This window comes from Bacillus australimaris (genome assembly GCF_001307105.1).
In the GTDB taxonomy this organism is placed as follows: Bacteria; Bacillota; Bacilli; order Bacillales; family Bacillaceae; genus Bacillus; species Bacillus australimaris.
Genome location: NZ_LGYN01000012.1, coordinates 344420 through 358525 on the forward strand (window position 1 = coordinate 344420; position 14106 = coordinate 358525).

The window sequence follows — 14106 nt, forward strand, 5'->3', positions numbered from 1 at the left end:
ATAATGAATTGTAAAGAAACAGCCATTTCATCTATATATAGTGTAAAATCAGAAGGTGAATACTATATAAGGAGCTGTATAGAGAGAATGAACACAACAGAGATGGAGAAGTGGATCAAGGATTTTTATCAAATGAGAAATTGGACAAAGTACGGGCCGTTTATCCGGTTAGGCTTCTTAATGGAAGAAACGGGAGAACTTGCTCGTGCCGTGAGAGCATTAGAGATCGGACGGGATCGGCCTGATGAGCAGAGACAGGAATTACCCGAGTTAAAGAAAGAACTCATTGAAGAAATGGGAGATGTTTTAGCGAATCTCCTCATTTTAGCGGATCTCTATGATGTCACAATAGAAGAAGTCTTTTCCACTCATCAACAGAAACTCACAAAGCGTTTTTCTGGAGAAATAGAGCCAGTAAAAAACACGTGACGAAGCTGTCACGTGTTTTTTACCGTCTTATAGCTGCTGTGGTGAGATATCATCCGTTCGTTCAAAGAAATGCTGCTTTCCGATATGATGGAAAAGTCCCGTTCGATGCAAAAGCTCTTTGGGCTGTGATTGAAGCCCGACGATCATCAGCTTTCCATTATGATGCTTTAACCGATTGGAGATATTCATCAAAACCGCTTCTGCCGAGGTGTCCATATAATTGACTTTATTCATGAGCAGGATGAGCGTTTTTGGTTTTGTTTGAACATGGTCCAAAATCGAATTTTCCAATGAATCTGTTGTCCCGAAAAACAGTGGTCCTTCAATGGAATACATACTGATCCCTTTTTCGTCTGTCTGTTTTTCTAAAGCAGCTGCCGTTTCCATTTGGGGAACAGCGACATTTGTATGAATATTAGTCGTCTGGCTCATTTTTTTGATAAAAGCAATAAATGCTAAAATGAGACCAGCAGTGACACCAATAATTAAATCACCGATGACCGTTAGCAGGAAGGTCACAACAAGTACAAGTGAATCGGCATTTTTCACTTTCATAATATTGATAAACTCTTTTCTCTCACTCATATTCCAAGCAACAAACATTAAAATCGGTGCCATCGCAGCAAGTGGAATCATCGACGCATATGGTGCAAACAGCATTAAGATCAGCAAGACGACAACGCCATGCACGACACCTGAAATCGGGCTTGCCCCGCCATTTTTAATGTTCGTTGCCGTACGGGCGATAGCTCCCGTCGCCGGAATTCCTCCAAAAAGTGGTGCCGCCATATTGGCGATCCCTTGTCCGACAAGCTCCTTGTTACTGTCATGCCTAGAGCCTTTCATATTATCAGCGACCATTGCGGACAAAATGGATTCTACGCCGCCTAAAAGTGCAATCACAATCGCTGGAGGCAGGAGATATATCATTTTTTCAATCGTCAATTCAGGAAAAGCGAAACTTGGCAGCTGACGAGGGATTTCACCATATGCAGAGCCAATCGTTTCAACTTGTCCTTGGAAAAAGAGAACGGCTAGAAACGTTGAAGCCAACAAACCTAATAGAGCACCTGGTATTTTGGGAATGTATTTTTGTGCTGCCAAAATCACAATGAGCCCGATGACGGCTGTGATGATGGCAAGACTGTTTGTGGTACCAAGATGGACCACGATTTCTCTCATATTGAGGAAAAAGCTTTCATGCTTTTCAACACCCTTTAATCCGAGGAAGTTGGCAATCTGTCCTGAAAAAATAATGACAGCAATGCCCGCAGTAAAGCCGATGATAACCGGACGAGGAATAAATTTCATGAGCTTTCCTAGTTTGAATATTCCGAATAATACAAGCATACAACCTGCCATAAAACCGGCAATGAGCAAGTTTTCAATACCGTACTGGCTGACGATACCGAATAATATTGGAACAAACGCCCCGGTCGGTCCGCCAATCTGATACTTTGAACCACCAAACAATGAAATCAAAATGCCGGCAACGATGACTGTGTATAATCCATATTCTGGTCCGACACCAGATGCAATGGCAAATGCCATGCCTAAAGGAATTGCCACAACGCCCACGACAAGCCCAGCGATTAAATCGCGTCTAAACTTTGATGAATTATATCCTTCAAATCTTCCATAAAAACGCATGGTATGTGTTGGCCTCCTTCAAGTATGTGTAGATGATTTAGGTATACTGCGCGTCAATTTGTTTGTCTTTCACAACGACATCCAGCTTTCCTGTTGCTGGATGAATCACTAGCCCATGAACAGCTACATCATTTGGCATTAGTGGATGCTCTTTGACTAGCTTTACACTTTGGGCCACGCTTTCTTCAACAGAATCAAACCCTGTCAGCCAGCCCTTTAGATCGACTCCTGAATTTTTCACAATGCTCAAGCATTTTTCCTCGATTCCGCGCGCTTTCGCCTTTTCAAGTAAAGGATCTGCCGCAAGACCTGCCATTCCGCATTCATGGTGCCCTACTATGCATACTTCCTCTGCCTTTAGCTCATAGATGGCTAGCAGGATACTCCGCATCACACTGCCGAACGGGTGTGTCACAATGGCGCCCGCATTTTTAATGATCTTTGCATCACCATTTTTAAGCCCCATGGATTGCGGCAATAATTCCAAAAGACGTGTATCCATGCACGTTAAGATGACCAGTTTCTTCTCAGGAAATTTCCCTGCTTTGTAAGGCTCATAGTGTCTCTCATTCACAAATTCTAAATTGTGCTGAAGAATCTGTTCTAATTTTGATCCCATCTTGCCATCTCCCATCTTTTTTTAAGTAACGTCTGCTCGTGCCTGTCCCCCTTTTCTTTCGTGTGTTCTCAAGCATAGAGAAGAAAAATGAAAGAAAAAAAAGAAAAAAATGAGAAAACGATGAGAGAAAATGTAAGTATTTTTTCTATTTTGTCCTCTATTCCGCTTCTGCGTAAGGGGGATACAGTTTTCTATGACAATCTATTGTTCTCAGCTCGTGAAAAGACGAAGAAATGGTTTAGTAAAAAACAGACATCCCATTTAATACACTCCAAATATAATAAATTTTCTATCAAAAAAACTCGATCTATTTTCCAGTTTGTCAGATAACCTCTCAGAACATCTAGCATTTATCTGTGTCATTTCTACTAATCACGCATTTTTCTACATATGAAAAATACATCAGATGGCTTATGATTTTACTTTTTTCACTAAGGAAATGTCTCTCTCACCGTTATTTTAGTATATTAAATATTGAGTTGATAACATTCAAACGTGTTCTGTCAAAATGGTTGCTTTATAATAAAAGGAGCAAGATGACCATGTGAAAGGAGCGAATTGACTGTGACACCACACATTTTTGTCGCCAAACCCTTACCTGCCTCTTTTGAAGAAATGCTAAAGGAACATTGTACATACGAGGTGTGGCAATCCAAGGACCCTATTCCAAGAGACATTTTGTTTGAGAAGCTGCAGCACGCTGACGGCCTTTTAACGTCTGGAACAAAAATCGATCAGGAGCTATTAGATCACGCACCAAAACTGAAGGTGGTGAGCAATAACTCTGTTGGCTACGACAACTTTGATATAGATGTGATGAGGCAAAGAGGCGTGATCGGTACACACACACCTTATACGCTCGATCATACCGTTGCTGATCTTGCCTTTTCACTCATTCTCTCCTCTGCACGAAGAATCGCCGAGCTTGATCGCTTTATCCGCGAAGGAAAATGGACAAAATTCGTACAGGAGGAAGAGATCTTTGGCATCGATGTTCATCATCAAACACTTGGCATAATTGGCATGGGACGTATCGGCGAGCAAGTAGCAAAACGGGCGGCACTTGGGTTTGATATGAACGTTCTTTATCATAACCGAAGCCGGAATGAAAAGGCTGAATCGGCGTATGGCGCTGTATATTGTGCACTTGATGACCTGCTAAAACAAGCCGATATCATCGTATTGATTACCCCGCTAACGAAGGAAACATATCATATGATTGGAGAAAGAGAGTTAAAGCTTATGAAGCAAACGGCCTTATTTGTAAACATTTCCCGCGGGAAAACAGTGGATGAAAAAAGCCTCATTCAAGCGCTTCAGGAGGGATGGATCAAAGGAGCAGGCCTAGATGTGTATGAGAAGGAACCTCTTCAAGAGGATCACCCTTTTAAAAAGATGAACAATGTCACCCTTGCCCCTCATATCGGCTCCGCTACTGAAACAACAAGAGATCTGATGCTGAAACGAGCTATTCATAATGTGATTCATGGAATTGATGGCAAGGCATCTGTTGATGTTGTGAAGGAACTTGTTTCATCTTAACCAGAAAAGACGCAGGTAGCTGAACTGCGTCTTTTTATTTATTTTATTTGGAGATCATCAGGAGAAAAGGCTCATTTTAGCAAAGATCCTGATTCTTTACATTTCCTTCATGTTCGGGTGCTATAATATGAGATAGACAAGCATCAAGAGGACAGCATCCGATTGCCTTAATAGGAGGATGAAGATGAAAAGATTGAGTTCGATTTTTACGTTGTTCGCTCTGATCGCTGCCATTCTGTTTTCTGGCTTTATCCCGCAGCAAGCTTATGCAGAAACACCTCTTAACCCAACAGCCACGCATGAAACAGCTTCTATTCAGCTCACGCCAGATGTGCGTACCCTTGCCGTTATTAATACATTTGATGGTGTAGCAGATTATTTAATTCGCTACAAACGACTGCCTGATAACTACATCACAAAATCACAAGCAAGTGCCCTTGGATGGGTGGCATCAAAGGGGAATCTAGCAGAGGTTGCGCCAGGCAAAAGCATCGGTGGAGATGTTTTCTCAAACCGGGAGGGACGTCTTCCTTCAGCGAGCGGCCGAACATGGCGTGAAGCAGACATCAACTACGTTTCAGGCTTCCGCAATGCTGACCGCCTCGTCTATTCAAGCGACTGGCTCATTTACAAAACAACAGATCATTATGCGACATTCACACGTATTCGATAATGAATAAAAAGACAGAGCTTTAAGGCTCTGTCTTCTTTTATTGCTTACGGTATAAGGTTTTTCACGTAATCTTCAAAAGGCACAGGCAGCGGCTTTTTCGATACTTCTTCGTGTTCATGTGTAGTGATATGATCCTCCGTAACAATTACACGTCCGGTTGGCGTGAGTTTTGACGCAAGCGCTCTTTTGTTAAAGGGGGAAGATTCATTTTCATAAATCTCGTGTCTCATTTGGACCAATGTAGCCTCGCTCACCTCGTTCAATGTGAAAGCATAGCCTGTTTCAGCGCCTTCTCCTCTGTCTAATTGAAGCAAGTGTGTCCCTTTTTCGGTTTGCTCTGCTTTGACGCGAAATCGAATAGACGCTCCTTCCACCCATTCTTCTGTAAAAGGCACAGGCTGAAGAGGCAAATTTACACCAAACCCCGCATCAATGAGAAAACGTTCATTGTGATGCTCAAGCAAGATCGCTACGTGCGTGCCATCAATTGCCCACGTGCCGGCTTCGTTGTTAAACACTGTGCCTTGAACAAGCTGTACTGAGAATCCAGCTTCTTTTAACACATAGAATAAGAGTGGATTAAGATCGTAACAAAGACCACCTCTGCTTTCTTCAAGCAGATGCCGCTTCAGCCCTTCTTGATTCAAGGCGTAGGATTGTTTGTTTAGGACAGATCTATTTTCAAATGGAAAGGTATAGGCCATTTTTTTTAATAGTGCAGGCAAGTCATCGAAGGTGATGGACTGCCCTTCGTATCCGATCTTCTGCAGAAAAGCTGATTGAATCATGACATTCCCTCCTAAAAAAACTGAGCCTGTGAAGCGACTCAGTTTTCTTGATTGATAAAATCCGTTAACGCCTCAATGGCTTCTTGTTCGTCCGCACCATCTGCAATCAGTGTGACAGTAACCCCAGAGCTGATCGCAAGACTCATGAGACCCATAATGCTTTTCGCATTGACTTTTTTCCCGTCTTTCTCTAGAAAAATATCAGCACCAAAACGATTGGCTTCTTGTACGAACAAAGCAGCTGGACGTGCCTGCAAGCCTGTTTTCAGCTGAATGGTAACCGTTTTTTCCACCATATGATCTGCCTCCCTTTTTCATTCTCCTATTTAAGTGTAACAGCTTGTCCGTTTCGTAATTGTTCTGCTATTTGGTCTAGCTTTCTTAAGCGGTGGTTAATCCCAGACTTGCTGATCTTGCCGCTTTCCACCATTTCTCCAAGTTCCTTCAGAGTAACCTCTTGATAGTCAATTCGCAGTTTGGCAATTTCACGAAGCTTATCCGGCAGGGCATCAAGTCCAATTTTTTCATCAATGAATTGAATGTTCTCGACCTGACGCAGTGATGCCCCAATGGTTTTATTCAAGTTTGCTGTTTCACAATTGACGAGCCGGTTCACGGAGTTCCTCATATCTCGGACGATTCGAACATCTTCAAAGCGCAGCAGTGAGTTATGAGCGCCCACAACACTTAAGAATTCCGTAATTTTTTCCGCTTCCTTCATATACGTAATGTACCCTTTTTTACGCTCAAGTGTTTTACTATTGAGCTGAAATTGATTCATCAGCTCACAAAGGGCATCATTATGTTCTTTATATAGTGAAAAAATCTCAAGGTGATAGGAGGACGTTTCTGGGTTATTCACAGAACCGCCTGCTAAAAAAGCACCTCTCATATAGGAGCGCTTGCAGCATCTTTTCTTCACAAGCTCTTCTGATATATTGCGCTCGAATACAAATTGTTCACCTAATATTTTCAAATCCTCTAAAATGGTTTTCGCACGTTCTACCAGTCTGACAATATACACATTATTCTTTTTTAATCTCATTTTCTTACGAACGAGCAGTTCGACTGTCACATCGTATTTCTTTTTGAGCAGCGTATAAATACGTCTTGCAATGGCTGCGTTCTCTGTCTGTATATCTAAAATCAATTTTCGATTAGAGAAAGATAATGAACCGTTCATACGGATGAGGGCAGAAAGCTCTGCTTTTGTGCAGCAGTCCTTCACGTCCAGATTAGTCAGCTCTTTTTTTGTTTCGGATGCAAATGACATCCTTGCCACCCCCATTCCTATTTTTTCTGATGCAGCAGGTCGACAAGCAGCGAGGCTACTTTCAGCGTGTCGTGACGAATCACATGCTGGTCATATGTAATGATTTCTCCTGGGATGACTTCGAGTCCCATTGCTTTGAGTACATCTGTGTCGAACTGTACAGGCTGTGCCTGTTCTTCTGCATATTTTGCTTTGATCTCTTCTGGAATTTCTTTATTGTTCACAAAAATCGTATCGATAAATGGACGATCCATATGATCGTTTAATGCCTGTACGTGATCAGCCGCACTGTAGGAAAGCGTTTCCCCTGGCTGCGTCATGACATTGCAAATATACACTTTTTTCGCCTTTGAACGAATCACTTCTTCTCCAATATGCGGGACAAGCAAGTTTGGCAAAATACTCGTATACAGGCTGCCAGGCCCAATGACAATCAAATCCGCCTCACGAATCACTTGAATGGATTCTGGGAGCGGTTCAATCGCATCAGGTGTGAGGAATACTCGTTTAATTCGCTCACCATAGGTCGGGATTTTTGATTCTCCTGTCACCATCTGCCCATTTTCTAATTCCGCATGAAGAACTACACTTGAATTCGCTGCTGGCAATACTTTTCCTCTCACATTTAACACCTTGCTCATTTCTGTGACGGCATGAAAAAAATCACCGGTTATATTTGTCATGGCCGCAAGAATGAGGTTGCCGAGAGAATGGCCTGTTAAGTCATTTCCTTTGTTAAAACGATGCTGAAATAAATCTTCTACAAGCGGTTCAACATCAGAGAGAGCCGCAAGGACATTTCGAATATCACCTGGAGGGGGAATATTCAAATCATGCCGCAGTCTGCCTGAGCTGCCTCCGTCATCAGCAACCGTTACAATAGCGGTAATGTCCACTGGCTTTGTTTTTAGCCCTCTGAGCAAAACAGACAAGCCAGTGCCGCCGCCAAGAATGACCACCTTTGGAAGTGTCGTCATCTATTTTCTGCTTCTCTTTTCAATGTCCCGGTGAGTGACATGAGTGTAGTAATCGTTTTTAAAATACTCCGATAAATAGTTGGCTAGCGTCACAGATCGATGCTGTCCGCCTGTACAGCCGATAGCGATCACAAGCTGGCTTTTTCCTTCTCGTTTATAGGATGGTAGCATAAAGCTGAGGAGGTCAATTAATTTCTCCGTAAACTTTTGCGTTTCACTCCATTTCATCACATAAGAGCGCACTTCTTCATCGTTACCAGTCTGCGGACGCATACTCTCAATATAGTAAGGATTCGGCAGGAATCTCACGTCAAAGACAAGATCAGCATCAATTGGCAGACCATATTTAAAGCCAAAGGACATCACATTGACTGTGAACACCTGCCCTTGGTTGGTCGCAAAGTGCGTAACAATTTTTTCCCGCAGCTGTTTTGGTTTTAAATCCGATGTATCAAAAATCATTTGAGACCGGCCTTTTAATTCCTCTAACAGATCTCGCTCCATCTCAATTCCTTCAAGCGGCAAGCCTGTAGTTGCAAGGGGATGCGAACGTCTCGTTTCTTTGTATCTTGAGACAAGTACCTTATCATTTGCATCTAAAAATAGAATCCTTGGCGTAATCCAGTCCAGCTCACTCATTTCATCTAAAGCCGCAATTAAGCTGTCAAAAAATTCGCGTCCGCGCAAATCCATCACAAGAGCGACCTTGCTCATCTTGGAATTCGATTCCTTCATGAGCTCTAGGAACTTCGGTAAAAGTGATGGCGGCAAGTTATCTACACAAAAGTAACCTAAGTCTTCAAAGCTTTGAATGGCAACGGTTTTCCCCGCACCTGACATTCCTGTAATAATCACAAGCTGAATATCTTCTTGTTTGTGTGTATTCATGCCTGCTCCCTCTCCTTCTTTATGAAAACGGTTCATGTATTAGTCCCCCTGAGGATCTAACCGATAAGCAATCAGCTCAAAATCGGGTGTATACGTAAAAGTGCCGTGCAGAAGTCCTTTTCCTTTAAGCATAAAATCAAGGATATGAGTATCTCCTGGAGCCATAGGCAAACTAGGCACATCCTTTACGTCATGCCATTTCAAAATGCCTTCCTCTGACTCTGTCACGTTTTTTCCGGTAAATGAATCTGCCATAAAGGTGAACATCATCCACTCTTGAACGATTTGATCGCCTTCTTTTATGATAAAGGTAAAAACACCTTTTAGCTGCGGATTTAGAATATAAATACCTGTTTCTTCTCTATACTCTCGAACAACTGAATCCTTCACCGATTCTCCGCTTTCCATTTTGCCGCCCGGTGCTACCCACCAGCCCCGCCTTGGCTTTTGCAGCAAGAGAACTTGATCTTCGTGATGCAGCACACAATTAGTTACTCGTTGCATCAGCTGTCACCTACTCTTTTATGTCTTTAACTTATTATACAGGTTCAACCTGACTCCCACAATGAACATGCCCGTTCTTCACCGAAAACAGACTGCATTTCGTCTGAATGATGTGGGAGACCATTTCTCTACTCTTTATTTTACAGCATCTGGCGGTTCTCCATGCGTTATTTGTGAACATCTCGTGAATTTCTAATTTTAAGGCAAAAAAAAAGGACACGGATTCACATCCGTGCCAAACATGTATTCCTTATAAAAGGGGGTCAATTACTAGTTTTATCATAACGGATAATTATTTCACGCGTGTTACATTCCAGTTAAAAGCCCATGACGCTATATTAAGGATTTACGACAGCCATTTATTTCGTTGCTTTGAGTTTTTCAGCAAGCTCTTCTACATAATGCTGTGCGCTTTGTGCTGCAATACTTCCGTCACCTGTTGCTGTTACAATTTGACGAAGTGTTTTTTCACGAATGTCACCCGCAGCGAAAATACCTTCCACTCTTGTTTCCATTCTTTCGTTTGTCTCGATGTAGCCTTCTTTATTTGTAATGCCGAGATTTTCAAATGGTTTAGACAGTGGCAGCATTCCAATATAGATAAAGGCGCCGTCTGTTTTAAATTCTTCTTCTTCACCAGTCACCGTATCAACCAATGTCACACTGCCGACTTTCCCGTTTTCTTCGTTGATCTGTTTGACAGTTTTGTTCCACATGAAGTCGATTTTTTCATTATCAAAAGCACGCGCTTGTAAAATGCTTTGTGCACGAAGCTTATCGCGTCTATGGATAATCGTTACTTTAGAAGCGAAGCGTGTGAGATACACACCCTCTTCTACAGCAGAATCTCCACCGCCAATGACGACAAGCTCTTTGTTTTTAAAGAAAGCTCCATCACATACTGCACAATATGATACGCCGCGGCCGCCAAGTTCTTTTTCACCTGGTGCACCGATTTTTTTATATTCAGCCCCTGCCGCGATAATGACAGAACGTCCTTTGTATTCTTTTGAACCAGCTTTGACGATTTTGTACTCTTCACCATCGACGATTTCTTTGATATCGCCATATGCATACTCTGCACCGAATTTCTTCGCATGCTCAAACATTTTATTTGAAAGTTCCGGCCCTAAAATGCTTTCAAAGCCAGGATAGTTCTCAACATCTTCTGTATTTGCCATTTGTCCGCCTGGAATTCCTCTTTCAATCATTAAAGTTGAAAGATTTCCCCGTGATGTATAAACAGCGGCTGTCATTCCGGCAGGACCCGCTCCAATGATGATCGTATCGTAGATTTTTTCTTCTGACACAACTGTCACTCCCTCTTCAATTGCTGCTCGCATTTCTTATTAGAATGCCCTTGGGTGATGCTTCCATTCATGACAGAGAGCATCATTTCCACTCTTAGCTTTTATTCCTTACCCATATCCTATTAAATCTGCGGATAATAAGCGAATCATTTGCTCATATCTTCAAAAAAAGAAAAAGCTTCCTTAAACTGCTGTTTAAGGAAGCCTGTTTACGGTTATATACAAAGTAATGATTTATTCAACGACTCTTCTTACAACGCCTTTGAATGCTTTTTTCCAGTATACGTTGCTCATTGAGTCAACTGAAACACCGCGAGAGCTGTTATCGTTCAAGAATGTACCGTTTCCTAAGTAAATCCCAACGTGTCCATTTACTTTATACGTATCAAAGAACACAAGGTCTCCGCGTTTCATGTCAGATGCACTTACAGCTCTTCCTTTACCTACAAGCGTATCTGTTGTTGTACCGCCAGCTGGTCCAAGGTTGATGCCTGCTGCTGCGAATGCCCAGCGAACGAATGAAGAACAGTCAAAACGACGTGCGTCAATATCGGATTGTGATCTACCGCCGCCCCATTTATATGGAGATTGTCCAACAATAGTAGAACCTGTGCTGATTGCACCTTCGATTCCGCCTACGTTACTGCTGACAGGTGATCCACCGCCAGAAGATGGCTTCTTGCTTGGTGAACTGCTGTTGTTGTTATTATTAGATGATCCACTGTTATTTGAAGACGGGCTGCTATCGTTCGTAGAACTGTTGTCTTCTGCTTGAACACTAGCTTGACGCTGCTCTTGTCTTTGTGATTTTTCTTCTTTTGCTTTTTGAGCCGCTTCTTGAGCAGCTTCTCTAGCTTCTTTTTCAGCTTGTTTTTGTGCAGCAATTGTTGCGTCTTTTTCAGATGCAATGCTGTTAGCCTCACTGTTTAACTCACTGATTTCAGAAAAAGCACTTCCTTTTTGCTTTTTCACTTGCTTGAATAGCTTGTCTTTTTCATCAAGCTGTTTATTCAAGTCTGTTTGAAGTGTTTCAAGCTTTGCAAGTGTGTTTTGCACATTTTCAAGCTTTGTATTTAATTCGTTTTCGGACTTTTGAAGCTCAGCTTTGTCTTTTTCTTGCTCTTTAATGATTTCGCTGTCTGCGTTGATGAGTGTTGATACTGCACCCGCACGGCTGATGAAATCGCTAAAGCTTTTTGCTCCTAGTAATACATCTATGTATTTAGTAGAACCGCCGCTTTCTTGAAGCGCACGTACACGCTTTTTCAAGAATTCGTTTCTTTCTTCAATACGTTTTTCAGTATCAGCAATTTCTTTTTTTAGTGCTTTGATTTCTTTTTTTGTTTTTTCATTTTCTTTTTGTTTTTCTTCGATTTGATCACTTGTTTTTAAAGCTTTCTCATCAATATCTTTAAGCTTTAGTGCAAGTGCCTCTTGTTTTGCTTCAAGCTTTGAAAGCTCTTCTTTTTTCTTTTGAAGATTCTTGCTTACCTCAGATTGCTTGCTGTCTAGTTCTTGTTTCTTTTGTTCAAAGTTCTGTGCGTTTGCTTCATGCGTAAATGGGATAAATAAACCGCTCGCTCCGATCACCGAAGCTAAACCGAAAGTAATAAACTTTTTCACGAATAGTTCCTCCTTTGACAATTTCCCAAGCGACATTAGAAAGCAGCAAATTCTCTGCGACCAATCTGTGCTCTCTATGTCTTTCTTCCTGATTGATCAGTCAGATGTTGACCAGATTGTTTCTATCACTAGGTGTTTCATTTATGTATAGTAAAATATTTAAATATATGTCTTTGTTTTAATCCACGAGTTTCATTATACATGAGACATCGACAAAATGAGCTAATATTTTTATTACATTTATGTTTCAAAAACATGTCGTGATTGTCATACTTCGCCATATCCTTGTAAATTCCACCTTTTTATCCAAGAAAAAAGCATGACCTTTTCGGCCATGCTGCATTGTTCTGAATCTATTTACCTATTTAATCGATTAATGTACAAATGACATGTTCATATTTAGACAACGTTTGAGCGCTGATCTGAAAAGAGGCTGCAATCTCTTTTTTACTGACAGATGATTCTTCTTGTTCATTCATCCATAGATAATAAGCCGCTGCCGCCCATGCCGGTGCATTTTTCTTATCGACACCAGAAGCACGTGCCTGCTGAATAATGTGAAATAGCCAGAAATATGGCATATGGCTGTCAGGCTGAACGGCTTCTTCCAAACTAGCTGCCGCCTGTTTTGCAAAAATCGCGTCTTCTGAAAAAGACCGTTCTTCCATTTCATCTTCATACAAAAGCAGTTCGATGAATTGCTTTTCAAAGGCTGTTTTTGCCGCTCTCGCATCAAGGACAGATTGCAGAACGTCACGTTCCCCTTTTTGTTTGCTGACATAGTACGCAGTCAGCCGTTCCTCAATTGAGACCATTGGCTCAGTCTCCTCAGGTTTATCCTGCCACGGCTTGATTTCATCTGCATCGATATCTTCTTCGACCATCTTATCCCAAACCGTTTGTGCGAGCGATTTGTGGCCTGTATGGTAGGCTGCGCTTGCAAGCCAATATAAAAATGTACTATCTCCCTGAAAGCCTGTTTTGTACAAGGAATAAAGCCATTTAAAGGCCCATTCAAATTCCCCGACGAGAGCAAATGTTGCACCAAGCTTATAACGCTGTTCACTTAGTATTGGATACACGTGCGTTAATTGCTCTGCTAACACATTGACCTTCTCTGCTTCTTTTTCATAGTGGTAGAAGACAAGCTGATTGCAAAGGGCATGCAGATTACCGGGATTTTCATGAAGGACCCGGTTCAACATTTCTTTCGCCTGATGGATTCGACCAGAATAAAAATAGGCCAAAGCGAGATTATTATACGCTGACCAAAATTCTGGATACTCAACAATCATCTGTTCCAGCATCTCGATGGCTTCATCCAGCCTGCCGCTTTCTAGCAAATAGTTCGCTTGATCCTGCTTGACAATCAGGTCATCCTGATCATAAGGAAAATCTTCGTCCTCTTCGTCGCTCATATCGAGCAGGTCAAGGAGATCGTCATTTTCATCCGCAAATTCCCCGTTCTCTTCCAGCGCGGCATAAGCAGTAGCTGATTTATATGCTTCTTGAAAGAGTCCGAGATTGGCATAATTATTGGCTTTAAAATAATGACACTCAGACATGTTTTCATCGATGTGTTCAAGGATGAAATCAAGCAGTTCGTTTGATTGCTGGTAATGACCCATTTCCGTATAGATAATGGCAAGCTGTGACAGCATTTCTACATTTTCAGGCTCAAGTACGATGGCCCGCTGTATCAGCTTACTTGCCCTAGACAAATTTCGTTCTCTATATGCTTTAAGACCTTTATGAAAAAAGTAATGCCCATCTTGAAATAGTTGGACGACTTGTGTGTGATTATTTTGAGAAGTGTATTTACTCACCGAT

14 protein-coding genes are annotated in these 14106 nt (G+C 41.9%); 3 read left to right on the forward strand and 11 right to left on the reverse strand.

Annotated features, from left to right (window positions below; genetic code table 11):
• Positions 1-87 precede the first annotated feature (87 nt).
• Positions 88-429: a MazG nucleotide pyrophosphohydrolase domain-containing protein gene (locus AKG37_RS08385; RefSeq protein WP_060698386.1), complete on the forward strand. Its 342-nt coding sequence runs from the start codon at positions 88-90 to the stop codon at positions 427-429.
• Between the two features lie 27 nt (positions 430-456).
• Here AKG37_RS08385 and AKG37_RS08390 read toward each other — a convergent pair whose 3' ends face one another.
• Positions 457-2079 (reverse strand): SulP family inorganic anion transporter, encoded by a 1623-nt coding sequence (locus AKG37_RS08390; RefSeq protein ID WP_060698387.1) that lies wholly within the window; start codon positions 2077-2079, stop codon positions 457-459.
• Between the two features lie 37 nt (positions 2080-2116).
• Positions 2117-2698 (reverse strand): beta-class carbonic anhydrase, encoded by a 582-nt coding sequence (locus AKG37_RS08395; RefSeq protein WP_060698526.1) that lies wholly within the window; start codon positions 2696-2698, stop codon positions 2117-2119.
• 564 nt (positions 2699-3262) lie between these two features.
• On the opposite strand from AKG37_RS08395, the gene AKG37_RS08405 reads away from it, so the two are divergent.
• Entirely contained in the window at positions 3263-4240 is a 978-nt protein-coding gene (locus AKG37_RS08405; RefSeq protein ID WP_060698389.1) for a 2-hydroxyacid dehydrogenase, read from the forward strand.
• A gap of 184 nt (positions 4241-4424) precedes the next feature.
• Positions 4425-4913, forward strand: a complete 489-nt coding sequence (locus AKG37_RS08410; RefSeq protein ID WP_060698390.1) for a ribonuclease — start codon at positions 4425-4427, stop codon at positions 4911-4913.
• Positions 4914-4957: 44 nt separating this feature from the next.
• Here AKG37_RS08410 and AKG37_RS08415 read toward each other — a convergent pair whose 3' ends face one another.
• The 9 genes from AKG37_RS08415 to AKG37_RS08455 form a co-directional block, all read right to left on the reverse strand.
• Positions 4958-5701 (reverse strand): arylamine N-acetyltransferase family protein, encoded by a 744-nt coding sequence (locus AKG37_RS08415; RefSeq protein WP_060698391.1) that lies wholly within the window; start codon positions 5699-5701, stop codon positions 4958-4960.
• Between the two features lie 38 nt (positions 5702-5739).
• Complete coding sequence (locus AKG37_RS08420; protein ID WP_024423549.1) at positions 5740-5997, reverse strand: HPr family phosphocarrier protein; 258 nt, start codon at positions 5995-5997, stop codon at positions 5740-5742.
• A gap of 26 nt (positions 5998-6023) precedes the next feature.
• Complete coding sequence (whiA, locus tag AKG37_RS08425; RefSeq protein ID WP_060698392.1) at positions 6024-6974, reverse strand: DNA-binding protein WhiA; 951 nt, start codon at positions 6972-6974, stop codon at positions 6024-6026.
• A gap of 17 nt (positions 6975-6991) precedes the next feature.
• Positions 6992-7951, reverse strand: a complete 960-nt coding sequence (locus AKG37_RS08430) for a gluconeogenesis factor YvcK family protein (protein ID WP_060698393.1) — start codon at positions 7949-7951, stop codon at positions 6992-6994.
• On the reverse strand, positions 7952-8839 hold the full coding sequence (rapZ, locus tag AKG37_RS08435; protein ID WP_060698527.1) for an RNase adapter RapZ: 888 nt from the start codon (positions 8837-8839) through the stop codon (positions 7952-7954).
• 39 nt (positions 8840-8878) lie between these two features.
• Positions 8879-9343, reverse strand: a complete 465-nt coding sequence (locus AKG37_RS08440) for an 8-oxo-dGTP diphosphatase (RefSeq protein ID WP_060698394.1) — start codon at positions 9341-9343, stop codon at positions 8879-8881.
• A gap of 359 nt (positions 9344-9702) precedes the next feature.
• On the reverse strand, positions 9703-10653 hold the full coding sequence (trxB, locus tag AKG37_RS08445; protein ID WP_060698528.1) for a thioredoxin-disulfide reductase: 951 nt from the start codon (positions 10651-10653) through the stop codon (positions 9703-9705).
• A 234-nt stretch (positions 10654-10887) separates the two neighbouring features.
• Complete coding sequence (locus AKG37_RS08450) at positions 10888-12276, reverse strand: C40 family peptidase (RefSeq protein ID WP_060698395.1); 1389 nt, start codon at positions 12274-12276, stop codon at positions 10888-10890.
• Between the two features lie 365 nt (positions 12277-12641).
• Positions 12642-14102, reverse strand: a complete 1461-nt coding sequence (locus tag AKG37_RS08455; RefSeq protein WP_060698396.1) for a tetratricopeptide repeat protein — start codon at positions 14100-14102, stop codon at positions 12642-12644.
• Positions 14103-14106: the final 4 nt, after the last annotated feature.